The sequence below is a fragment of the Streptomyces sp. NPDC043680 genome (assembly GCF_056436685.1).
In genome coordinates, this window is record NZ_JBWKCE010000003.1 from 130,901 (window position 1) to 152,982 (window position 22,082).

The following is a 22,082-nucleotide window of genomic DNA, read 5'->3' on the forward strand; positions in this document are numbered from 1 at the left end:
TGCCCCGGCGCATCCGCTCCGCAACCGCCGGTCATGAATGCGTCACAGGGCCCTGCCAGGCCGGTTTCCGGTCCAGGCCAGGGGGGCATCCAGACCATGGCGTGGGGCTAAGGAGGTTCCGGGGGTGGCGTTGGTGGTGGCACAGGAAGTGCCCACGTCGTCGTGCATGGACGTACGCCATGGTCCTGCTGGCGTGGGCGAGGCGAGACACCGCATGCGTGAGCAATTGCGTATCAGCGGAGTGTCCGAATCAGTCGTGGACGACGCCGTTCTGATCCTTTCCGAACTGCTCAGCAATGCCTGCCGACACGGCAGACCGCTGGGCGCGGGCGAGATCGGGGACGGGGAGATACGCGCCGCATGGCGCATCGACATGGCAGGGCGGCTGACGGTCGAGGTCACGGACGGGGGCGGTCCCACCCGCCCGGTTCCTTCCACGCCCTCGGTCACCGCCCGCGGCGGCCGGGGGCTGAACATCATCAGTGCCCTCGCCCAGGACTGGGGTGTCCGGGACGGTGCGTCAGGCGAGGTCACCGTATGGGTGGTCGTCGCGTGCGGGCCCCGTCACGAGGATTTCGCTACGCGCGTTGCGCCCCCGGCGATCGACTTCAGCACCGCCTTCGACGATTTGGAACCCTGACCCGCCCGCACGATCCGACCCGCAGCACAGGCCATCCGAACAGACCAACCGAACAGGCGGTCTCCGGGAGCGCACGCCGACCGTGCTCCCGGCCGCACAACACCGGTTCCGGCGGTACGAACGACTAGGCTCCCGCCCAGACACAAGCCGTACCGCCGCAACCGGGAGACACCCACGATGGCCAAGAAGCGCCCCGCAGCCAAGACTGCAAAGCCGCAGCTCAAGAACGGGGAGATCCCGGTGGTGGGCGCACGTGAGCCCTGCCCGTGCGGCTCCGGGCGCCGCTACAAGGCCTGCCACGGCGCGGCCGCCGCGCACGCCGTCACCGAGCACGTGCAGCGCCCCTTCGAGGGCCTGCCCGGCGAGTGCGACTGGGTGGCGCTGCGCGAGCTCGTGCCCGCGGCCACCGTCCCGCTCTCCCTCAAGGGCGGCCTGCCCGAGGGAGTCCCGTCCGTCACCCTGGTGACCGTACTCCCCATGGCCTGGCCCGCGTTGCGCCGTGAGGACGGGTCGGTCCTGCTCGCCCTGCAGAACGACTCGACCACCGGGGACCTCGCCCGGGACATGGCGGACACCCTGCAGCGCGCGCTCCTGGCGGAGCCGGGTAATCCCGTTCCGGCTCGCCGGGTTCCCGCCGAGGGCTCCCGACTTCAGGATCTCCTGGACACGGACGGCGTTTTCGAGCCGGTTGTGCACAGCGGCTTCGAATTCTGGATTCCGGATGCGGAGAGCGCCCAGAACGCCTCTCCGGAGATCGCCGCCTCGCTGGAGCGCGCCAACGCGGCCGCCATCCCGACGGTCAAGCTGGCCGGCGTGGACGCGGCCTACTGGTGCGAGACCCCGGACAAGAACCACCTGCGCTGGGTCATGCCGCACCCGGAAGAGAAGCTGCTCGACGCCCTCGCGCGGCTGCATGCCGCCGGCGCCTCCTCGCTCGGCGAAGGCACCCGACTGGTCGGTTCCTTCCGGGCCCACGGCCTGATGGTCCCCGTCTGGGACCTGCCCACCGGAGTGAGCGCCGACGACGTGGAGAAGCCCGCGGCCGCGTTCGCGGAGCGGCTGGCCACGGCCCTGGCGTCGGACGCCCCGCTGACCGCGGACGAGCGCCGGGCGCGCGGCGGTCTCACCAATCGGCAGATCACGCTGAGCTGACCGCCGCACGCCCCGCAGGGCCGGTGACTGGGGTCACAACTCCCGCTAATCGTCTGCAAATCGGTGTCTGAATATCAGAGATCGAATTTGCGAACAGGCGATCTCTTGTTACCGTTCTTGTAGCCCGGTCGCTGGTGCATCCCCCGTCGCCAGCGACCGGGCCCTTCCATTTCCGCGGTAGGTCAACCATCCGCCGGAGCCGGTGCGTTGCTCCCGGACCGCAGCAGCAGCCGCCCTTCATCATCCGGAACTGCAAACTCCGCAACCGCCGAGTAGCTGTCGGGTGTCCCGGCCGAGGTCTCGCGCGGCGTCTCGCAGAGCCCCGGATGATCGCCCGGCCCCACCGCGCAGCGGATCTGCACCGTGCGCCCCGCCGGTCCCATCACCGTCAGTACGGCGTCCAGCGGGTGGCCGCTGGTGTTGCGGTAGTAGCTGCGTCCCCAGGTCCGGCCCTCGCTGACCAGGATGCAGGTCTGCGCCTCCAGCCCTTGTGGCGCGGCCAGTTCGGGGCCGCAGCGGGAGTCCGTATGCGGCTGCTGGGTCGGGCCGGGCGCCGTGGTCGGGGCGGACTGCCGGGGTGTGCGGGGTGCCGCGGATGCGGACGGGCGGGCGGGCGCGGCGTCGGGTGTCGCCTTATGGGATCGGCCCGACGGGTCGGCAAAGCCGAGGGACGAGAACAAGCCGCCGCCTTTTCCGTCATCCTGACCGGCGAAATCGGGTCCGGCGATCGCTCCCGCCAGCGGGAGCGACAAGATGATCAGCACACCGGCGCTGATACCGATCAAGCGGAGATTCATTCGGCGAAGATAGCGATGCGGGAATGGGGCGCGGAGATCCCCGCGCCCAATTCCCTTGTAAACGCGTCCCGCCGACACCCGTACGAGTGATCGGCGAGCTTCGGTGCCGCGCTCAGTACGCGAGCCGGCTGCCCCCACCGGACGCGCCGCTGCTCGCCTCGACCAGTGCGTCGACGACGGCCTCGACCTCCGGCAGCCACGGGCTCCCGGCGCCGGCGGGCCTGCGCTCCCAGCGGACCTGCCCACCCCCGGACGCGGGGGAGGGCGGCAGCAACAGGTAGCCGCCCTCGCCGTGGAAGCGCAGCGCGGAGGGCACGTGGTCCTTGGCGTAGAGGAGTTCGCCGAGCCGCTCCAGCGAGTACGGCGCCACCAGCAGGGACCACCGGGTCGGCGTGGCCACGATCGGCCCGAGCCGCATGCCCTGCGCGTCCAGCCGTACGACGGCACGCGCGGCAGCGGCGGCGGGCAGGCTCACGGCACACGGGGCGGCGCCGCCGGTGGCGAGCAGGACCGGGGCGGCGGGCCGGTTGCCCCACCACCAGGCGACCATCCGGGGGTCCGTGGTGGCCGCGAGCAGCCCCGGGTCGAAGGGGTGCGCGCCGGGAACGACGCAGTCGGGGTCGGGACAGGCGCACCGGCGGCTGTCGGCACCGGAGCGGCCGACCCCGGGCAGCACGGGCCACTGCCAGGCCGTCGCGCAGGTGAGCGCCGTGTCGAGGAGGGCCGGATCACCGCTCTGTCCCGGGACGGGACGGAGGGATGTCAGGCGCTTGCGGAGCCGCTGGAGACGCCTTCCGAGGATCTCGCGCATGAGCGCTCGTTCCTTTCCGTTGAACGCCGAGGGCCACATCACACCATGTAAGCGGTGTCTCACCACACGTACACGTTTCGCGTCACTGTGCGCCAGAAGCAGGTTCACACGGTTCGTGCAGTTTTCTTACAAGGGCCCCGTGGCGGGGCGGAACGCGACCCGCGCCGGCGCCGAGACCGACTGCCGCCGCTAAGGACGACGGCTCGCGCCGGGCGGTTCCCGGCGGATGCCGGGTGGTTCCCGACGGTGCCGGGCGGCTCCCGGCTGGTGCCGGGCTGCCCCAACTGGCCCCGGACACCCACCGATTACGTACCCGGGCCCGCTCCGACGCCCGACCAGTCGATCGCAAAAACCGTCCGCTTCCGGCTTTTTCCAGCCAAGTTCTAGCCTTGGCTGGACCGTGAGTTGCAGTCTCACGGACACCAGGATTCCCACCTGGGCAATGCTGGACATCGATCCTCGTGTGCGTGTAGATGTGGATTCATTGATGGCGGCGCAGCACGATCTGGGGGTTTGCGATGCTATATGGCGAATCGCACCAGGTGGAAAGGCGGACGCCATGAGCGCCCCGCATCTGCCGAAAGTGGCTGGAATCGATCCAGCAGTTAATACGGTCCCGCACACTGCCGCGCCTGCCCTCGCCCGGACAGCCCCCGCGCCGACTCCCGCACCCGGCCCCGGCACCCTGATCCAGGACCGGCTCGCGGGCATGGTCTCCGACCTCACCACCCTCCACGAGCTCACCGAACGCCTCGCCCGCGCCTGCGACCTCGAATCCTCCCTCCAGGAATTCCTGCGCGCCGGAGCCGCCCTCGTCGGGGCCCGCCGCGGCCTGATCGTCCTTGAGCCCTCCGACGGACTCGGACCCAGCACCACGATCGGCCTCGGCCTCGGCCGGGCGGATCTGGGGCACATCGAGACCGTGCCGCGCGCCGCCACCTCGTACGGCCGCATCCTCGACGGACTGCCCGACGCACAGGGCGGCTCCGAGGTGCTCCCCGAGCCCGACGCTCCCCCCGGCCTCGGCGGGTACGGCGTCCCCGTCGACCCCCGCCACCGCGAGGTCGCCGCCCGACTCGGGTATGCCGCCAGCTACGCGCTTCCGCTGGTCGCCGAGGCCACCGGGCGGCTCGGCGCGGCCGTCTGGCTCTACGACGAGCAGGCCGAGCCGAGCGACCGGCAGCGCGACCTCGCCGGGCTCTACGTCCGGCACGCCGCCGAGCACCTGGCCCGGATGCTGGAGGTGGAGCGCTCCCGCAGCTGGCTGGCCACCGTCGCCGAGGAACTGCTGCCCAGCCGGCTCCCCCGGATCCCCGGGGTGCAGCTCGCCGCCCGCCACCACACCGGGCCGCAGGGCGGCGGCGACTGGTTCGACGCCCTGCCGCTGCCCGAGGGAGCCCTCGGTCTGGCCGTCGGCTCCGTCACCGGGGCGGGGCCGAGCGCCGTGGCCGCGATGGGCCGGCTGCGGGCCTCGCTGCGGGCGTACGCCGTCATGGAGGGCGAGGACCCGGTCGCGGTCCTCTCCGACCTGGAGCTGCTGCTGCGCCTGACCGAGTCCGCGCGCTCGGCGACCGCACTCTTCGCCTACTGCGAACCGGCCCACCGCAAGATCATCGTCGCCGGGGCGGGGCACACCCCGCCGCTGCTCATCGGCCCGCGCCGGACCGAGTACGTGGAGACGACGCTCTCCGCGCCGCTCGGGATGCTCGCCTGCTGGGAAGCGCCGAGCGTGGAGATCGAACCTGCTGCTGGAGAAACGGTGCTGCTCTACACCGACGGGCTCCTGCGGCGTACCGGCGATGCCATGGACCGTGCCTACGCCAGGCTGCACGCCGCGGCGGCGGGGGCGCCCCGCAGTGCCCGCGAGGACCCGGCCGCCCTGTGCGACCACATCCTGCGGACGGTACTGCCGGAGCGCGATCCCGCGGTGTCGGCCTCCGCCGGTCCTGCTGGTTCCGCTGGTCACCGCGGGTGCGCCGGGACCCTCGCCTCGGTCGGGGCCGCGTCGTCCGCGGAGGTCCGGGGGGAGGACATCGTCCTGCTCGCTGCCCGTTTTGACTGATTTATCACATGTGCCGACTGGCCTCTTCCCTTCGCACATACGATGGATGCGGTCCATACCCGGTCCTGTCGTAGCTGAGGAGAAGACGTGGCGGACGAGCTCACCCCGGAGACCCCGGAAGAAGAGCAGCCCCAGAAGAAGCACAAGCAGCGCAAGAACGGGCTGTACCCGGGCGTCAGCGACGAACTCGCCGAGAACATGCGCACCGGCTGGGCCGACACCGAGCTGCACGGTCTTGAGCCGATCGCCCAGGCCGCGCACACCGCTGCCCGCCGCGCCGCGCTGTCCGCGCGCTTCCCCGGCGAGCGCCTCGTCGTGCCCTCGGGCCGTCTCAAGATCCGTTCGAACGACACCGAGTACCCCTTCCGTGCCGCGACCGAGTACGCGTACCTGACCGGTGACCAGACCGAGAACGGCGTCCTGGTCCTGGAGCCCGCGGGCGAGGCCGGCGGCCACACCGCCACGATCTACCTGCTGCCCCGCTCCGACCGCGAGAACGGCGAGTTCTGGCTCTCCGGCCAGGGCGAGCTGTGGGTCGGCCGCCGCCACTCCCTCGCCGAGGCGGAGCAGCTCCTGGGCATCCCCGCCAAGGACGTGCGCGAGCTCGCCGACGCGCTCGCGGAGGCCACCGGCCCGGTCCGCGTCGTCCGCGGCCACGACACCGTCATCGAGAAGGCCCTGACCGACAAGGTCACCGCCGAGCGCGACGAGGAACTGCGCGTCTACCTCTCCGAGGCCCGCGCGGTGAAGGACGCCTTCGAGATCGGCGAGCTGCAGAAGGCCGTCGACTCGACCGTCCGCGGCTTCGAGGACGTCGTGAAGGTCCTGGACAAGGCCGAGGCGACCTCCGAGCGCTACATCGAGGGCACCTTCTTCCTGCGCGCCCGCGTGGAGGGCAACGACGTCGGCTACGGCTCCATCTGCGCCGCCGGCCCGCACGCCTGCACCCTGCACTGGGTGCGCAACGACGGCGACGTCCGCTCCGGCGACCTCCTCCTGCTCGACGCGGGTGTCGAGACGCACTCCCTCTACACCGCGGACGTCACGCGCACGCTGCCGATCAACGGCACCTACACCGACATCCAGCGCAAGATCTACGACGCGGTGTACGAGTCCCAGGAGGCCGGCATCGCGGCCGTGAAGCCCGGGGCGAAGTTCCGCGACTTCCACGACGCCTCGCAGCACGTGCTGGCCGAGAAGCTCGTCGAGTGGGGCCTGCTGGAGGGCCCGGTCGAGCGCGTCCTGGAGCTGGGCCTGCAGCGCCGGTGGACCCTGCACGGCACCGGCCACATGCTCGGCATGGACGTCCACGACTGCGCCGCCGCGCGCACCGAGGCGTACGTGGACGGCACGCTGGAGCCGGGCATGTGCCTGACCGTGGAGCCCGGCCTGTACTTCCAGGCCGACGACCTGACCGTGCCCGAGGAGTACCGGGGCATCGGCGTCCGGATCGAGGACGACATCCTCGTCACGGAGGACGGCAACCGGAACCTGTCGGCCGGACTGCCCCGGGCCTCCGCCGAGGTCGAGGCTTGGATGGCGCGACTGAAGGGCTGACGCCCGCGCCGCACCGGCACGCCGGCGGCGGCGCCCACGTCACAAGGGCGGGACCTCCACGCGGGGTCCCGCCCTTCGTGCGTCACGACGTCCTCGGCCAGGACCGAGGACTGCCGGCGCTACGAGACCTTCAGCAGCGCTCCCTCGCGCCATTTGAGGACCTTGTCGAAGCTGACCACCGCGCCCTGGCCCGGGCGGTTGCGCAGTCTGACGTGGTCGGCGAGCTCCTCGATCAGCCACAGGCCGCGGCCGTGTTCCTTCTCCGCGGTGTCGGCAGGGGTGGCGGGCGCGGCCGGCGCGGGTCTGTGTCCGGCCACGGTCGCCGCCGGGAAACCCGGGCCCGAATCGGTCACCTCGATCCGGCAGCAGTCACCGTCCAGGTAGGCCGTGACGCGGTACGCCGCGCACGCCTCCGGAACGGATCCCCCGCCGGAACCGGTGTCGGCCACCGGCCCGCCGTGCTCCACCGCGTTCGCACACGCCTCGCTCAGTGCCACCGACAGGTCGAAGGAGATGTCCGGGTCCACCCCCGCGGTCTCCATCGTCCCGAGCAGCAGTCGCCTGGCGAGCGGCACGCTCGCGGCTTCGCGCCTCAAGTGGAGAGACCACCAGATGCTCATACGGTTACGTATTGCCGCGGTGGGCGGAGCGTAAGCCCCTGGCGACCGTCGGAGCCCTCATTCGGCCGATGCGGCACTCCCGGCGGGGCGTGTATGCCGACGCGCGGGCCTCGTAGACCCTGAACGCAGGCCCGAACGCAGGCCCGAACGCAGGCCCGAACGCAGGCCCGAACGTAGGCCTCGAACGGCGTCGTACGGGGTCACTCACGACCTTCCGGACCTGCCGCATGAAGGGCCGGAGCGCAGTGCGATGATGTCCCGGCCATGACTGCCCTCCACACGACGTCCGCCGGAGCCGGTCTCCGGTTGATCCGGGCCGCGGTGTTCACCGCGGTCTGTGTCGTGCTGTCCGCGGCGGGGCATGCGGTGGCGTCCTGCGCCACCGTCCCGTGGTGGGCTTTCGCCGTCGCCTTCCTTGCCGTGTTCGCGGTCGCGGCTCCGCTCGCGGGACGCCGGCGCTCGCTGAGCGGCATCGCGGTCGGACTCACCGCCGGGCAACTCGGCCTGCACACCGTGTTCGGCCTCGGCCAGCACAGTGCGGCGGCCCCGGCGCCTGCCGGCTCCGACTCCGCGCTGCCGGCCCTCGCCGCCCGGTTGATCTGCGGGGGCAACTCCGTACCGCTCAGCCCGGCCGACGCCCGGCGGGTCCTGGAGACCGCCGGACTGGACCCGGCCGCCATGACGGCTGAGCTGGCGGCGCAGGGACATGCCGGCCATGCATCCATGGCGCAGGCCGCCTCCGCGCCGGACACCGCCCTGTTCAGCCCCGGCATGCTGGCCGGGCACCTGCTGGCCGCGCTCGCCGTCGGCTGGCTGCTCGCGCGCGGCGAGGCGGCCCTGTTCCGCCTCCTCGAACTGTCCCGGGCCTCCGCCGAATCCGACCCCGTACGTCCGCTGCGCGCCGCGCTGGCCTTCGTACGGGCCCTCGCCGCCGGACTCCCGGGCACCTCCGCCCGTACCCCGCGCCCTGCCCGGACCGCCGGGGCGGCGGCCGTGGACACCGGCCGGGCGACACTCCACCACACGGTGATCAGGCGCGGGCCGCCCGCGGGACTCGCCCTCGCAGCCTGACGCGGCACCCCTTCCCCGGGCCGGGGGAGCACCGGTGCCGCGAACTCCGCGCGCGCCGCGCCCGGATCCACCGTCACCCCCTGCTCTGTGGAGTGTTCCTGCCATGAAGACCTCTCGCGTCTCCTTCGCCGCCGCCCTCGCCGCCGGTGCCGTTCTCGTCCTGTCCGGTCCCGCCTTCGCCCACGTCAGCGTGCAGCCGGGCGAGGCCGCCAAGGGCGGTTACGCGACGCTCAACTTCAAGGTCCCCAACGAACGCGACAACGCCTCGACCACGCAGCTCGAAGTCACCTTCCCGGTCGACCAGCCGCTCACGTCCGTCATGCCGCAGGACATCCCCGGCTGGACCGTGACCGTCGAGAAGAGCAAGCTCGACAAGCCGCTCACCGTGCACGGCAAGCAGATCAACGAGGCCGTCACCAAGGTCACGTGGAGCGGCGGCAAGATCGAGCCCGGCAAGTTCCAGCAGTTCCCGGTCTCCGTCGGCAAGCTGCCCGAGAACGCCGACCAGATGGTCTTCAAGGCGATCCAGACGTACGACAACAACGAGGTCGTCCGGTGGATCGAGGAGGCCAAGGAAGGCGCCGCGGAGCCGCAGAACCCGGCGCCCGTCCTGAAGCTGACGGCCGCCAAGGCCGCCGACAACCACGACGACGGCAAGAAGCCGGCCGCAGCCGACGCCGGCCACGCCACGAAGGACGAGCACGACGAGGCGGCCGCGGGCAGCTCCGACACGACGGCCCGCGCCCTGGGCATCGCGGGCATCGTCGTCGGCCTCGGCGGGCTCGCGTTCGGCATCGCCTCGCGCCGCCGCGCCTCCTGACCTGCCGTACCGCCGGGCCGTAGGCCTGAGTCAGACCATCCCCGATCCCAGGGACATTCCTCCATGCGCACCACACGTGTGACGGTCGCCGCCCTCGTGGCGGCGGCCGCACTCGCCCTCACCGCCTGCGGTGGCGAGACCGCGAAGACCGACTCGGTCACCCAGATCACCAGCCAGTCGAAGACCGGCAAGGCGACCGTCCTCGACCGCCCCTTCGACAAGCCCGACCTCGTCCTGACGGACACGACGGGCAAGCCGTGGAACCTGCGGGAGCAGACCAAGGGCAAGCCGACGCTCATCTACTTCGGCTACACCAACTGCCCCGACGTCTGCCCCCTGACGATGAGCAACATCGCCGTCGCCAAGAAGGCGCTTCCCAAGGCCGACCAGGACCAGCTCCAGGTCGTCTTCGTCACCACGGACCCCGAGCGGGACACTCCCGACTCCCTCGGCGCGTGGCTCAGGTCCCAGGACCCCGCCTTCACCGGACTCACCGGGGACTTCGCCACCATCCAGGCCGCCGCCCGCACGCTCGGCATCGGTATCGAGGCACCCAAGAAGCAGGCCGACGGCAGCGTCGTGTCCATGCACGGCGCCCAGGTCATCGCGTTCTCGCCCAAGACCGACGAGGGGTACCTCCTCTACGGCGAGGGCACGACCGTCGACGACTACACCAAGGACCTGCCGAAGATCGTCAAGGGAGAGAACCCGTGAACGCCCGCACCACCCGCACCCTCGCCGCCGTCCTCTCCCTGACGGCAGCATTCGCCATATCCGGCTGCTCCTCGGACTCCGGCTCCGGCTCGGGCGCCACGGCCGACGGGGCCAAGCCCAAGATGACGGTCAGCGGTGCCTTCATGCCGGAACCGGTGAACGACAAGATGGCCGGCGCGTTCATGGTCATCAAGAACGGCTCCGGGACCGCGGACAAGCTCACCGCGGTCACCAGTGCGCTCTCCGACGATCTGCAGATCCATGAGACCAAGGACCAGAAGATGCAGCAGGTCCCGTCCATGGACGTGCCGGCGAACGGAGAGCTCAGGCTGGAGCGCGGCGGCAGCCACATCATGTTCATGGGGCTCAAGAGCAAGCCGAACGTCGGCGACAAGGTCACCGTCGAGCTGCGCTTCGAGAAGTCCGACCCGGTGAAGGTCGAGCTGGACGTCAAAGAACGGACGTACAACGCCCAGGCCCCGACTCACACCGATGGCAATGCCCACTGACGGACCGAGGTACTGACACGCCATGACGGCCACCGCCCTCGCCCCCTCCCCGGCCCGCGTCCGGCCCGCGGCGCTCCTGCCACGGCTCACGCTGGTCCTCGCGGCCCTGCTGGTAACGCTGTTCACCGCCGCCGCGCCGGCCACGGCACATGCCGCACTCACCGCGAGCGATCCCCAGGACGGGGCGGTGGTCGCCACGGCCCCCGCTCAGGTCACCCTCTCCTTCTCGGAGCAGGTCGCCATGGGCGACGACTCCATCCGCGTCATGGACCCCCAGGGCAAGCGGGTGGACACCGGCGAACTCCGGGACATGTGCAGCGGATCCACCATCCGCTATGGCACTGCCCTGCACTCCGGCCTGCCGGACGGCACCTACACGGTTGCCTGGCAGGCGGTCTCCGCCGACAGCCACCCCGTCTCCGGAGCCTTCACCTTCTCCATCGGGGCACCGTCCAGCACGAGCGTCACCCTGCCCACCCATCAGGCGGGCGGCGGTCCGGTGGGCATCGCGTATGGCATCGCCCGCTACGCCGCCTACGCCGGTTTCACCGTCCTGGTGGGAGGCGCCGCGTTCATCCTGCTGTGCTGGCGCCCGGGCGCCGCTCAGCGCCCGCTACAGAAGCTCGTCCTGCGGGGCTGGGTCACGCTCACCGCAGCCACCCTCGCGATGGTCGTGCTCCGCAACCCGTACACCGGCTCGGGGAAGTTCGCCGATGCGCTCGACCTGAGCGGGCTCAAGTCGGTACTGGAGACGAAGACCGGCGCCTCCCTCGTCTCCCGACTGCTCCTCCTCGGGGCCGCCGCGCTGTTCGTCGCGGTGCTCTTCGGTGCGTACGCCCGGCGGCAGACCACCCCGGCCGCGAAGGAGAACGCGAGCGAGGACACCAGCGACCTGTTCTTCGGCCTCGCCATCGGCGGGGCCGTGGTCGCCGGTGGTATCGCCGCCACGTGGGCTCTGGCCGAGCACGCCTCCACCGGCGTCCAGCCCGGTATCGCCATGCCGGTGGACATCGTGCACCTGATGGCCGTCGCCCTCTGGCTCGGCGGGCTCACCGCGCTGCTCGTGGCCCTCCACAAGGTGCCCGACATGGAGCGCGAGGCAGTCCAGCGGTTCTCCAAGGTCGCCTTCGTCTGTGTCCTGGTCCTCACGGCCACCGGGATCTACCAATCCTGGCGTCAGCTCGGCACCTGGTCCGCTCTCACGGGCACGAGCTACGGGCAGCTCCTGCTCGTCAAGATCGGCCTGGTGGCCGTCCTGGTCGCAGTTGCCTATCTCTCCCGGAGTTGGACCGCGCGATTGTCCGGCGCGGCGGCCGGGACTGCGGCGCGGCTCGTTCCCCAGCGTGATGTTTCACGTGAAACGCGGCGCGCTGTTTCACGTGAAACATCGGCCGTCGGCGTCCGCGCCACAGGTGCGGAGGACCCGAAGCGGGCCGCGCAGCTGGCCAGGCAGCGCGCCGCCCGTGAGAACGCGCGGGAGAAGCAGGCTCGCGACGCCGATCCCTCCCGTGCGGGCCTGCGCCGCTCCGCGCTTGCCGAGGCGGCCGTCGCGGTTGCCCTGCTCGCGGTGACCACCGTGCTCACCGGGACCGAGCCGGGGCGCGCCGCCGAGCAGGAGGCGGGCCGCACCACCTCGGCCACGGCTGTCCCCAACCGGGCCATCAAGATCATCCTCCCCTTCGACACCGGCGGCGCGAAGGGCAAGGGCTCCGTCCGACTCGAAGTCGACCCCGGCCGGGTCGGCGCCAACACCCTCCACCTCTGGGTCAACGACCCCGACGGCAGCCCCCTCGACGTTCCCGAGATCAAGGTCGCCTTCACCCTCCCCGCCCAGGAGATCGGACCCCTCCCGCTCGTGCCCGAACGCGCGGCCCCCGGCCACTGGAGCGCATCGGGCGTCCAGCTGCCGTTCGCCGGGGAATGGCGGATCGACGTGACCGTCCGTACCTCCGACATCGACCAGACGACCGTCCAGAAGAACGTGAAGATCGGCTGACCCCGTGATCGAGACCCCCGACATCGAGATCTCCCGCCGGCGACTGCTGGGCACCGTCGGCGCCGCGGGTGCGGCCGGGCTCGCGCTCGGCGCCACCGGCGGCGCCCTGGTGCACTCCGCACTGGGCGACTCCACCGATGGTGCCGCCGGGCCGCCCGGATCCCTTGCCTCGCTGGGCGTCACGCAGGTCGCCTTCCACGGCGACCACCAGGCCGGGATCACCACTCCGTTGCAGGCCAAGGGGCACGTCCTCGCCTTCGATCTTGTGCCCGGCGCCGGGCGCAAGGAGGCCGCCGCCCTCATGCGCCGCTGGTCCGACACCGCACGGCGGCTCATGGCGGGGGAGACCGCGCCGACAGCCGACTCCGGCATCGCCCTGGACGCCGGGCCGTGCTCCCTCACCATCACCTTCGGCTTCGGCCACTCCTTCTTCGACCGCACCGGCCTGACCGACCGCCGTCCCACCGCCCTCGACCCGCTGCCGGACTTCTCCTCCGACCGGCTCGACGCCCAGCGCAGCAACGGCGACCTCTGGGTCCAGATCGGCGCCGACGACGGCCTGGTCGCCTTCCACGCCCTGCGCGCCCTCCAGAAGGAGGCCGGGGAGGCCGCCCGGGTCCGCTGGCAGATGAACGGCTTCAACCGGTCCCCCGGCGCCACCGCCACCGCGTTGACCGCCCGCAACCTCATGGGCCAGGTCGACGGCACCGGCAATCCGAAGCCCTCGGAGCCCGACTTCGACCGGCGGATCTTCGTACCTGCTGCCGGTCCCGGGCCCGCCGGACACGCCTGGATGGGCGGAGGCTCGTACGCCGTGGTGCGGCGCATCCGGATGCTCCTCGACGACTGGGACAAGCAGTCCCTCGCCCAGCAGGAGCAGGTCATAGGACGGACCAAGGCCACCGGCGCCCCGCTCACCGGCGGCACCGAGACCACGAAGATGCAGCTCGACAAGATCGGCCCCGACGGCAAGCCCGTCATCCCCTCCAATGCGCACGCCCGGATCTCGGCCCCCGAGCAGAACGGGGGGGCGGCCATGCTCCGGCGCCCGTTCTCCTTCCACGACGGGATCTCCGCGGACGGCAGCCCCGACGCCGGACTCCTCTTCATCTGCTGGCAGGCCGATCCGCTGCGCGGTTTCGTCCCGGTCCAGCGCAAGCTCGACCGGGGAGACGCCCTGTCGCAGTTCATCCGGCACGAGTCCAGTGGCCTGTACGCGGTCCCGCCCGGTCCACGCGCCGGGGAGTACGTGGGTCAGCGGCTGCTCGACGGATGACGGACACCGCCGCCGCGGTCTGCGCAGCGGCATTACGCTGATCGCATGTCAGCCACCCGCTTCACCTACCTCGGCCCCGAGGGCACCTTCACCGAGGCCGCCCTGCGCACCCTGCCGGAAGCCGCGACCCGGGAGCTCGTCCCGATGGTGTCGGTCCCGGCCGCCCTGGACGCCGTGCGTAACGGCGAGGCAGCCGCAGCCCTGGTGCCGATCGAGAACTCGGTGGAGGGCGGCGTCACGGCCACCCTGGACGAGCTGGCCTCCGGTGAACCGCTGATGATCTACCGCGAGGTGCTGCTGCCCATCGCCTTCGCGCTGCTCGTGCGGCCGGGGACCCCCCTTTCGGACGTCAAGACGGTCACCGGGCACCCGGTCGCCCAGCCGCAGGTGCGCAACTGGCTGCGGGCGAACCTGCCCGACGCCGTGTGGGAGTCGGCAGCCTCCAATGCCGATGGGGCCCGGCTGGTGCAGGAGGGCCGCTTCGACGCCGCCTTCGCGGGCGAGTTCGCGGCCGCCACGTACGGGCTCGTCCCGCTGGTCACCGAGATCCACGACGCGCAGAACGCGGAGACCCGTTTCGTGCTCGTCGGCCGGCCTGCCCGGCCCGCCGCGCCGACCGGTGCCGACAAGACCTCGGTCGTGCTCTGGCTGGGCGACGACCACCCCGGCGCACTGCTGGAGCTGCTCCAGGAGTTCGCCGTCCGCGGGGTCAACCTGATGCTGATCCAGTCCCGGCCGACCGGCGAGGGCATCGGGAACTACTGCTTCGCCGTGGACGCCGAGGGCCACATTTCCGACCGGCGTGTCAGCGAGGCACTCATGGGGCTGAAGCGGACCTGTCCGCAGGTGCGCTTCCTCGGTTCGTATCCCCGTGCGGGGGTCGCTCACGGTGACGTCCGGAATCCGCGGCCGGGAACCTCGGACGGCGACTTCACGGCTGCTTCGGACTGGCTGACGCGCTGCCTCGACGGTCGGCCGTAGTTTTCCCCAGCACTGTCCACAGAGTTATCCACAGGGCGAGATGGGGACCTGTGGACTAGTCGACACGCCGGACCGGCAAAGTCGACAAATCGGTCGGGTGGCTCGGGTTTCGCGCTGGAGAGCGGAAGGTGAACGGCGTCACCTCCGTATCCTCGACCAACTCTTTGGAGCGAGTCATTCCCACCCGAATGAGTGTGTGAGGGTGGTTTGAACCCTGATTCTTCCTGAGCGACTCCCGGTCGAGATTGATCTCTTTCCGTGTCCACAGATCCGACACACAGCCTGTGGATAAACTGGCCCCGTCGGCTATTCCTGTGGACAAGGGAGCCTCCGCCCCTGCTCAGGCGTGACCCGGCCGGGGATGATGTGCCCCTTTTCGAGGAATGGGCCGCCTTTGTGGGCCGCGAGGGGACGGATCGGTTCCCGCCAGTTCCGAACAGTTTTCCATTCACGGCAATTGGGGCATAGTGACACGCAGCGTTATATCGATGTGAGGCCGCCAAGCCCAGGCCGGTAGCCTGGAGGGGTGATTGACCTTCGGCTGCTCCGTGAAGACCCTGACCGTGTCCGCGCCTCGCAGCGCGCCCGTGGAGAGGACGTCGAGCTCGTCGACGCACTGCTCTCCGCCGACGAGCGCCGCAGGTCCTCCGGCATGCGCTTCGACGAACTGCGCAATGAGCAGAAGTCGCTCGGCAAGCTCATCCCCAAGGCCTCCCCGGAGGAGCGGGCGGAGCTGCTGAAGAGGGCCGAGCAGCTCAAGGCGGACGTCAAGGCCGCCGAGGCCGAGCAGAACGAGGCGGACGAGGCGGCCAAGCAGCTGCTGCTCCGGCTCGGCAACATCGTCCACGAGGACGTGCCGGTCGGCGGCGAGGAGGACTTCACCGTCCTGGAGACGCACGGCACGATCCGCGACTTCGCCGCCGAGGGCTTCGAGCCCAAGGACCACCTGGAGCTCGGCGAGGCGCTGGGCGCCATCGACGTCGAGCGCGGCGCCAAGGTGTCGGGCTCGCGCTTCTACTACCTGACCGGTGTCGGCGCCCTGCTGGAACTGGCCCTGGTCAACGCGGCCATCGCGCAGGCCACCGAGGCCGGTTTCATCCCGATGCTGACCCCCGCGCTGGTGCGCCCGCGCGCCATGGAGGGCACCGGCTTCCTCGGCCAGGCCGCGGAGAACGTGTACCACCTGGAGAAGGACGACTACTACCTGGTCGGCACCTCCGAGGTCCCGCTCGCCGCGTACCACATGGACGAGATCATCGACGCCGACAAGCTGCCGCTGCGGTACGCCGGCTTCTCGCCGTGCTTCCGCCGCGAAGCGGGTACCTACGGCAAGGACACCCGCGGCATCTTCCGCGTGCACCAGTTCGACAAGGTCGAGATGTTCTCCTACGTCGCACCGGAGGACGCCGAGGCCGAGCACGCGCGTCTCCTCGCCTGGGAGAAGCAGTGGCTGACCAGCCTGGAGCTGCCGTTCCAGGTGATCGACGTCGCCACCGGCGACCTGGGTGCCTCCGCCTCGCGCAAGTTCGACTGCGAGGCGTGGATCCCGACGCAGGGCAAGTACCGCGAGCTGACCTCCGCCTCGAACTGCGACGGCTTCCAGGCCCGCCGGCTTTCGATCCGCTACCGCGACGGCAAGAAGACCGCTCCGCTCTCCACGCTGAACGGCACCCTCTGCGCCGTCCCGCGCACGATCGTCGCCATCCTGGAGAACCACCAGCAGGCCGACGGTTCGGTTCGGGTGCCTGCGGTGCTCCGCCCGTACCTGGGCGGCCGCGAGGTGCTGGAGCCGATCACCAAGTGAGCTCGGCCCCGTTCCCGTACAAGCTCGTCGCGACCGATCTCGACGGCACGCTGCTGCGTGGCGACGACACCGTCTCGGAACGCACCCGTGAGGCGCTCGCCGCGGCCACCGCGGCGGGCGCGGCCCACATCATCGTCACCGGCCGGGCCGTGCCCTGGACCCGGAGCGTGCTGGACGATCTCGGCTACAAGGGCATCGCCGTGTGCGGGCAGGGCGCGCAGATCTACGACGCGGGGGCCCACCGGCTGCTGACCTCGGTCACGCTGGACCGGCAGCTGGCCGGCCTTGCGCTGTCGAAGATCGAGGCAGAGGTGGGGCCGCTCGCGCTGGCGGCCAGCCGGGACGGGCTGGACGGCGACGTGCTGTTCGGGCCCGGCTACCGGGTGCAGGGAGGCCTGCCGGCCGTCTACCTGGAGGACACCGCAGCGGTGTGGGCCGCTCCGCTGACCAAGCTGTACATCCAGCACCCGGAACTCGACGACGACACCCTGGTCAAGGCGGCCCGGGAGACCGTGGGCGCCTTGGTCGACATCGTCATGGCCGGTCCGGGCATCGTGGAGATACTGCCCCTGGGCCTGACGAAGGCGACCGGCCTCTCGCTGGCCGCACGCCGACTGGGCGTGAAGGCGGCGGAGACGATCGCGTTCGGTGACATGCCCAACGACATCCCGATGTTCGGCTGGGCGGCGCACGGAGTGGCCATGGCCAATGCCCATGCGGAGCTGAAGGCGGTGGCCGACGAGGTGACGACCTCCCACGAGGAGGACGGCATCGCGGTGGTGCTGGAGCGCCTGCTGGGCGCCGCGTAGGACCTGACGAGGCGTCCGGGGCAGCCCGCGCCGGACGGCGCGCTCGAAGTGGCTGCCCCGGACCCTTGTTACTCCCCGCACGGATCACTCTGCCCCGGGAGGAAGCCCCGTACCAGCGAATTTCATGTTTCACGTGAAACGTCGGCCGAGTGCGGGTGCCGGGTCAGCGGCCAGGCGAGCAGACCGACGGCGAGCGAGATCGCGTGCCCGAGATCGGTGAAATTGCCGCCGGTGAAGAGGGGGATCCCGAAGAAGGCGACCACTCCGGCCAGATAGAACCAGCGCAACGGGTGGGGGAGCCGGTAGGTGAGGACCCCGATGGACGCGGCCAGCCCGTAGCTCACACCGACATCGACCACGTGGACCATGCTGTGCGGGGCCCGGTGGTCCTCAATCGCCATCAGCACGACCTTCTGGCTGACCAAGGTGGCCGTGATGTGCGCGGTCGCGACGATGGCCAGCCAGCGCAGGGTGCCGAGCCAGCGTTCCACAGGTGCGTGGAAGAGCTCGAAGAGGACGGCGTAGAGGGCGAGCGAGGACGGGTCCTCGATCCAGAACGCGCTGGAGAGCAGGGCCCGGACAGGATGCCTGGTGAGCTCGTGGATATTGCTGCTGTGGCGGTGGAGCAGGACGTGTTCGACACGGTCGGGGGCTACCACCACGATGAGGCTGGTGATGGCGATGACGAGCAGCCATATGTGCGTCCCGGGCGAGGAGCGTATCCAGGCCCGCACGGGCCTGGACGGCTCGGGCTCGGGGTGCTCGACCATGCACTGATGATGCCCCGTACGACGGTGCCCCGCCTGGCCGGTGGGCCGGGCGGGGCACAGTTCGCGGAGTCGGCGTGGCGGAGGTCTACTCCTCCCCGGCCAGGGTCAGGCGGCGCAGCTTCTGGCCGGCGTAGACGGTGGCGCCGACGGTGACCGCGCAGAGCAGGACGGCGGCAGTGGGCAGGGCGACGGTGGCGTCGACGTAGCCCTCCCCGGCGACCTTCTCGGCGAGCGCCAGCGCCCACTGCTGGACGCTGAGGGTCTTGGCCCCGGAGACCAGGCTGCCGAAGAGGGACTCCCAGATCAGGGCGTAGACCAGGCCGAAGACCACGGCATGCCGGCTGACGGTGCCCAGCAGCAGGAACAAGGCGCTGTAGGCGATCGAGGCGACGAGCGCGGCGACGGTGTAGGCGACGGCGATCTGCTGGCCGTTGCCGTTGAGGATGAAGCCGGCGATCAGCGTGGGGATCGCGGAGAAGGCCATGGTGACCGCGATCGCGACGATCAGCTTCGTCATGATGATCGTCGGACGCTTCACCGGCTTGGAGAGCAGGTAGACGATCGAGCCGTCGTCGATCTCCGGGCCGATGGCGCCGGTCCCTGCGATGACGCCGATCAGCGGGACCATGGTCGCCAGGGCGAAGCCGCCCAGCAGGTCGGCGGCGACCTTGTCGTCCAGGCCCGTGAAGGCGCGGACGGCGAGGGAGATGACGATCAGCAGGGCCGGCAGCGCGAAGAGGATCAGAGCGCGGCGACGGCCGAGCAGGGCGCGGTAGGTGAGCCGGGCCACGGTGGGGTTGTACATGGGTGCCAGCTCCTTCAGGCCGCGACGAGGTAGGAGAAGACCGACTCAAGCGACTCGTCGGAGGGCGAGACGGTCAGGAGCCGGATGCCGTGGGCGCGCGCGACCCGGGGCAGCAGTTCGGTGAAACGGCCGAAGTCGACCGCCTGAATGCGCAGGGCGCCTTCCTTGACGTCGACCTCGATACCGGCGGTGGAGGGGTCGGCGATTAGAGCGGCCGCGAGGGCGCGGTCGTCGGAGGAGCGGACGAGGTAGCGGTGCGGGCGGTCCGTCATCAGACGGCGGATCTTGCGGAAGTCGCCGGAGGCGGCGTGCCGGCCGGCGACCACGACCTCGATGTGGGAGGCGAGCTGTTCGACCTCTTCGAGGATGTGCGAGGAGAACAGGACGGTGCGCCCTTCCTCGCCCATGCGCCGCAGCAGGTCCATGAGCTGCATCCGCTGGCGCGGGTCCATGCCGTTGAACGGTTCGTCGAGCAGGAGCACGGACGGGTCGTGGACGAGGGCCGAGGCCATCTTCACGCGCTGGCGCATGCCCTTGGAGTAGGTCGCGATCTTGCGGTCCTGGGCGTACTCCATCTCCACGGTGGCCAGGGCCCGCTGGGCCGCCGCCTCGTCGAGCCCGTGGAGTTCGGCGTTGGCGACGACGAACTCGCGGCCGGTGAGGAAGTCGTACATGGCCTCCCGCTCGGGGACCACGCCGATCTGCCGGTAGACCTGCTCGTTGCGCCAGATCGGCGCGCCGTCGAGGGTGACGGTGCCCGTGGAGGGGGCGAGGAAGCCGCCCATCATGTTGATGAGGGTGGACTTCCCTGCACCGTTGGGGCCCAGCAGGCCGGTCACACCGGGGCCGATGCGCATGGTCACGTCGTTGACGGCGACGACGTTCCCGAACCAGCGGGAGGTGTGGTCGATGTCGATGATGGTCACAGCCCGGCCTTCCGGTAGCGGGCCATCAGGGCGGCGTAGGAGCCGGCGATGAGGGCGAGGACGACGAGCAGGTAGACGGAGCCGGCTGCGGCCGAGGGGCCTTCGCCGCCGGGGAAGGCGGAGGTGGCGCCGAGGAACGCGGTCTGTACGCCGTCGATCAGGGTGATCGGCGAGAACAGGCCCATCCACTCGACGGCCCCCGTGGAACCGGTGTTGTAGGCGATGCCCTGCACTGCGGTCACCGCGCCGTACGGAATCAGGAGCAGGGCGATGATGGCGGCGACACCGAAGCCGCGGCGCGGGGTGAGCGCGGCCATGACCAGGCCGAGGCCGGCGAAGAAGACGGACAGCAGCAGCACGGACACCAGTCCCTGGGCGAACCCCTTCGTCTGGTCCGCGAAGTCGAATTTCGCCAGCAGGGAGCCGATCCACATGATCAGCAGCGGTGTGGCGGTCAGGATGAAGAGGGCCGAGGCCATCGCGGCGAACTTGGCGAGGACGTAGTCGACCCGCTCGATGGGGCGGGAGAAGTAGAGCGGCACGGTCTTGAACCGAAGGTCCCGGGAGACCGACTGCGGCGCCTGCGAGGCCAGGTAGAGACCGATGATCATCTGGGTGGTCAGGGCGTACGTCGTGTACTTGATCGGCAGGTCGGTGGAGCCGGGCACCGCGATGGCGATGGCCACGATGATCAGCGCCGGGATGCACATCACCGCGAAGAGGATCATCGGGAGGACCTTGGACTTGGCGGACCGGCCGAGTCCGTAGGCCCCGCGCAGGGACTGCGAGAACAGCGAGGTGCGGGCGTAGGAGCGGCCGAGCCGGGCGCCCTCATAGGACCGGTAGCCGATGTTGTGGATCTGGGTGGAGGTGTCAGGCGCCATCGGAACCGGCTCCCTTCTGCTGGTGGCGGTCGTGGTCGCGGAAGACCTCGGCGATGTGGTGGCGGCGCTGCTCCATGCGGACCAGGCCGAGACCGAGGTCGGCGACGGTGTCGCGGACGGTGTCGTAGGTGTCCTCGCCGGTGGCCTCGACGAGCAGGATGTGGCCGGCTCCGGGCAGGCCCTGCTCCTCGCCCGCGTGAAGGGTGAGACCGGCCGAGGCCAGCGCCTTGCGCAGGGCCGCCGTCCCGTCCGGGTGGAGGTCGGAGTCGGTGACCTCGACCGCGAGGGTGGCGGTGGTCTGGGTGAAGTCGCTCGTGGAGCTGGAGCGCAGCAGCTTGCCGCCGTCGACGACCACCACGTGGTCGCAGGTCCGCTCCAGTTCGCCGAGCAGGTGGGAGGTGACCAGGACGGAGATGCCGAAGTCGGTGTAGACCCGGCGGATCAGGCCGAGCATCTCGTCGCGGCCTACCGGGTCGAGGCCGTTGGTGGGCTCGTCGAGCAGGACCAGCTGGGGGTCGTGGACGAGCGCCTGGGCCAGCTTGACGCGCTGCTTCATGCCGGTGGAGTAACCCCCGATGGGGCGGTAGCGCTCCTCGTACAGCCCCACGTGGCGCAGGGTGTCGGCGGTCCGCTCGCGGGCGGCGGCCGGGGGGAGGCCGGACATGCGCGCCATGTGGACGACGAACTCGGTGGCCGAGACGTCGGGCGGCAGGCAGTCGTGCTCGGGCATGTAGCCGACGCGTTCGCGGATGGCGCTGCCGTGGGTGGCGACGTCGAGTCCGAGTACGGCGGCACGGCCCTCGGTGGCGGGGGACAGTCCCAGCAGGATCTTGATCAGCGTGGACTTGCCGGCTCCGTTGGCGCCCACGAGGCCGGTCACTCCGGGCCCGATGTCCAGGGAGAGCCGGTCGATGGCGGTCACTCGGGGGTACCGCTTGCTCAGGCTTTCGGTCGCGATGACAGTCACGGCACCGACGTTAGTGGTGCGGACCGCGCGGATCGTCAGACCTGGAGCGCCATCCCGTCTCCGCCTTGAGGACTACGGCCCCTGCCCCAAGGCTGACATGGAGGCTCGGCA

21 protein-coding genes are annotated in these 22,082 nt (G+C 70.8%); 13 read left to right on the forward strand and 8 right to left on the reverse strand.

The annotated features are described in order from the left end of the window. Positions 1–37: 37 nt before the first annotated feature. On the forward strand, positions 38–640 hold the full coding sequence (locus tag AC0666_RS07160) for an ATP-binding protein (protein WP_468966250.1): 603 nt from the start codon (positions 38–40) through the stop codon (positions 638–640). 177 nt (positions 641–817) lie between these two features. Beyond that, positions 818–1,792, forward strand: a complete 975-nt coding sequence (locus AC0666_RS07165; RefSeq protein ID WP_468966247.1) for a DUF5926 family protein — start codon at positions 818–820, stop codon at positions 1,790–1,792. Between the two features lie 182 nt (positions 1,793–1,974). Here the strand turns inward: AC0666_RS07165 and AC0666_RS07170 are convergent, their stop codons facing one another. Both AC0666_RS07170 and AC0666_RS07175 read right to left on the reverse strand, forming a co-directional pair. Continuing rightward, on the reverse strand, positions 1,975–2,589 hold the full coding sequence (locus AC0666_RS07170; RefSeq protein WP_478707235.1) for a hypothetical protein: 615 nt from the start codon (positions 2,587–2,589) through the stop codon (positions 1,975–1,977). Between the two features lie 112 nt (positions 2,590–2,701). After that, positions 2,702–3,400, reverse strand: a complete 699-nt coding sequence (locus AC0666_RS07175) for a bifunctional DNA primase/polymerase (protein ID WP_468966242.1) — start codon at positions 3,398–3,400, stop codon at positions 2,702–2,704. A gap of 442 nt (positions 3,401–3,842) precedes the next feature. On the opposite strand from AC0666_RS07175, the gene AC0666_RS07180 reads away from it, so the two are divergent. Both AC0666_RS07180 and AC0666_RS07185 read left to right on the forward strand, forming a co-directional pair. Beyond that, entirely contained in the window at positions 3,843–5,462 is a 1,620-nt protein-coding gene (locus AC0666_RS07180) for a PP2C family protein-serine/threonine phosphatase (RefSeq protein WP_478707236.1), read from the forward strand. Positions 5,463–5,549: 87 nt separating this feature from the next. Beyond that, positions 5,550–7,019 (forward strand): aminopeptidase P family protein, encoded by a 1,470-nt coding sequence (locus AC0666_RS07185; protein WP_468966237.1) that lies wholly within the window; start codon positions 5,550–5,552, stop codon positions 7,017–7,019. A 119-nt stretch (positions 7,020–7,138) separates the two neighbouring features. On the opposite strand, the gene AC0666_RS07190 is transcribed toward AC0666_RS07185, so the two are convergent. Beyond that, entirely contained in the window at positions 7,139–7,639 is a 501-nt protein-coding gene (locus AC0666_RS07190; RefSeq protein WP_468966235.1) for an ATP-binding protein, read from the reverse strand. 264 nt (positions 7,640–7,903) lie between these two features. Here AC0666_RS07190 and AC0666_RS07195 point away from each other — a divergent pair, with 264 nt between their 5' ends. From AC0666_RS07195 to AC0666_RS07235, 9 genes are all read left to right on the forward strand, one after another. Then, complete coding sequence (locus AC0666_RS07195; RefSeq protein ID WP_468966232.1) at positions 7,904–8,710, forward strand: hypothetical protein; 807 nt, start codon at positions 7,904–7,906, stop codon at positions 8,708–8,710. Between the two features lie 103 nt (positions 8,711–8,813). Further along, positions 8,814–9,530: a YcnI family copper-binding membrane protein gene (locus tag AC0666_RS07200; protein WP_468966229.1), complete on the forward strand. Its 717-nt coding sequence runs from the start codon at positions 8,814–8,816 to the stop codon at positions 9,528–9,530. A gap of 63 nt (positions 9,531–9,593) precedes the next feature. Then, positions 9,594–10,244: an SCO family protein gene (locus AC0666_RS07205; protein ID WP_468583301.1), complete on the forward strand. Its 651-nt coding sequence runs from the start codon at positions 9,594–9,596 to the stop codon at positions 10,242–10,244. After that, positions 10,241–10,753 (forward strand): copper chaperone PCu(A)C, encoded by a 513-nt coding sequence (locus AC0666_RS07210; RefSeq protein ID WP_468966226.1) that lies wholly within the window; start codon positions 10,241–10,243, stop codon positions 10,751–10,753. Before AC0666_RS07205 ends, AC0666_RS07210 begins: the two co-directional genes overlap by 4 nt. A 22-nt stretch (positions 10,754–10,775) precedes the next feature. After that, positions 10,776–12,749: a copper resistance CopC/CopD family protein gene (locus AC0666_RS07215; RefSeq protein WP_478707237.1), complete on the forward strand. Its 1,974-nt coding sequence runs from the start codon at positions 10,776–10,778 to the stop codon at positions 12,747–12,749. A 4-nt stretch (positions 12,750–12,753) separates the two neighbouring features. Further along, positions 12,754–14,025, forward strand: a complete 1,272-nt coding sequence (efeB, locus tag AC0666_RS07220; RefSeq protein WP_478707238.1) for an iron uptake transporter deferrochelatase/peroxidase subunit — start codon at positions 12,754–12,756, stop codon at positions 14,023–14,025. 45 nt (positions 14,026–14,070) lie between these two features. Then, complete coding sequence (gene pheA, locus AC0666_RS07225; RefSeq protein WP_478707239.1) at positions 14,071–15,006, forward strand: prephenate dehydratase; 936 nt, start codon at positions 14,071–14,073, stop codon at positions 15,004–15,006. A gap of 526 nt (positions 15,007–15,532) precedes the next feature. Then, a complete protein-coding gene (serS, locus tag AC0666_RS07230) occupies positions 15,533–16,810 on the forward strand; it encodes a serine--tRNA ligase (RefSeq protein ID WP_361721114.1) in 1,278 nt (425 codons plus the stop codon). Beyond that, entirely contained in the window at positions 16,807–17,619 is an 813-nt protein-coding gene (locus AC0666_RS07235; protein WP_478707240.1) for an HAD family hydrolase, read from the forward strand. The genes serS and AC0666_RS07235 overlap by 4 nt, the downstream gene beginning before the upstream one ends. A gap of 122 nt (positions 17,620–17,741) precedes the next feature. Here AC0666_RS07235 and AC0666_RS07240 read toward each other — a convergent pair whose 3' ends face one another. The 5 genes from AC0666_RS07240 to AC0666_RS07260 form a co-directional block, all read right to left on the reverse strand. Further along, positions 17,742–18,389, reverse strand: a complete 648-nt coding sequence (locus tag AC0666_RS07240) for a rhomboid-like protein (protein ID WP_478707241.1) — start codon at positions 18,387–18,389, stop codon at positions 17,742–17,744. Positions 18,390–18,474: 85 nt separating this feature from the next. Then, the gene (locus AC0666_RS07245) at positions 18,475–19,194 is read right to left on the reverse strand and encodes an ABC transporter permease (protein WP_361721106.1); all 720 of its coding nucleotides are present in this window, start codon (positions 19,192–19,194) and stop codon (positions 18,475–18,477) included. 14 nt (positions 19,195–19,208) lie between these two features. After that, the gene (locus tag AC0666_RS07250; RefSeq protein WP_361721103.1) at positions 19,209–20,120 is read right to left on the reverse strand and encodes an ABC transporter ATP-binding protein; all 912 of its coding nucleotides are present in this window, start codon (positions 20,118–20,120) and stop codon (positions 19,209–19,211) included. Then, positions 20,117–21,004 carry an ABC transporter permease gene (locus AC0666_RS07255; protein ID WP_361721100.1) on the reverse strand — a complete coding sequence of 296 codons (888 nt, stop codon included), beginning with the start codon at positions 21,002–21,004 and terminating at the stop codon, positions 20,117–20,119. Before AC0666_RS07255 ends, AC0666_RS07250 begins: the two co-directional genes overlap by 4 nt. Then, positions 20,994–21,971: an ABC transporter ATP-binding protein gene (locus tag AC0666_RS07260; protein ID WP_361721097.1), complete on the reverse strand. Its 978-nt coding sequence runs from the start codon at positions 21,969–21,971 to the stop codon at positions 20,994–20,996. The genes AC0666_RS07255 and AC0666_RS07260 overlap by 11 nt, the downstream gene beginning before the upstream one ends. Between the last annotated feature and the right edge of the window lie 111 nt (positions 21,972–22,082).

Excerpts from the sequence above, each read along its gene's own strand:
- AC0666_RS07180 (WP_478707236.1), top strand. The coding sequence starts at position 3,843 with ATGCTGGACATCGATCCTCGTGTGCGTGTAGATGTGGATTCATTGATG.
- AC0666_RS07255 (WP_361721100.1), bottom strand. The coding sequence starts at position 21,004 with ATGGCGCCTGACACCTCCACCCAGATCCACAACATCGGCTACCGGTCC.
- AC0666_RS07175 (WP_468966242.1), bottom strand. The coding sequence starts at position 3,400 with ATGCGCGAGATCCTCGGAAGGCGTCTCCAGCGGCTCCGCAAGCGCCTG.
- pheA (WP_478707239.1), top strand. The coding sequence starts at position 14,071 with ATGTCAGCCACCCGCTTCACCTACCTCGGCCCCGAGGGCACCTTCACC.
- AC0666_RS07200 (WP_468966229.1), top strand. The coding sequence starts at position 8,814 with ATGAAGACCTCTCGCGTCTCCTTCGCCGCCGCCCTCGCCGCCGGTGCC.
- AC0666_RS07245 (WP_361721106.1), bottom strand. The coding sequence starts at position 19,194 with ATGTACAACCCCACCGTGGCCCGGCTCACCTACCGCGCCCTGCTCGGC.
- AC0666_RS07215 (WP_478707237.1), top strand. The coding sequence starts at position 10,776 with ATGACGGCCACCGCCCTCGCCCCCTCCCCGGCCCGCGTCCGGCCCGCG.
- AC0666_RS07165 (WP_468966247.1), top strand. The coding sequence starts at position 818 with ATGGCCAAGAAGCGCCCCGCAGCCAAGACTGCAAAGCCGCAGCTCAAG.
- AC0666_RS07205 (WP_468583301.1), top strand. The coding sequence starts at position 9,594 with ATGCGCACCACACGTGTGACGGTCGCCGCCCTCGTGGCGGCGGCCGCA.
- AC0666_RS07190 (WP_468966235.1), bottom strand. The coding sequence starts at position 7,639 with ATGAGCATCTGGTGGTCTCTCCACTTGAGGCGCGAAGCCGCGAGCGTG.
- AC0666_RS07160 (WP_468966250.1), top strand. The coding sequence starts at position 38 with ATGCGTCACAGGGCCCTGCCAGGCCGGTTTCCGGTCCAGGCCAGGGGG.
- AC0666_RS07170 (WP_478707235.1), bottom strand. The coding sequence starts at position 2,589 with ATGAATCTCCGCTTGATCGGTATCAGCGCCGGTGTGCTGATCATCTTG.
- AC0666_RS07195 (WP_468966232.1), top strand. The coding sequence starts at position 7,904 with ATGACTGCCCTCCACACGACGTCCGCCGGAGCCGGTCTCCGGTTGATC.
- AC0666_RS07240 (WP_478707241.1), bottom strand. The coding sequence starts at position 18,389 with ATGGTCGAGCACCCCGAGCCCGAGCCGTCCAGGCCCGTGCGGGCCTGG.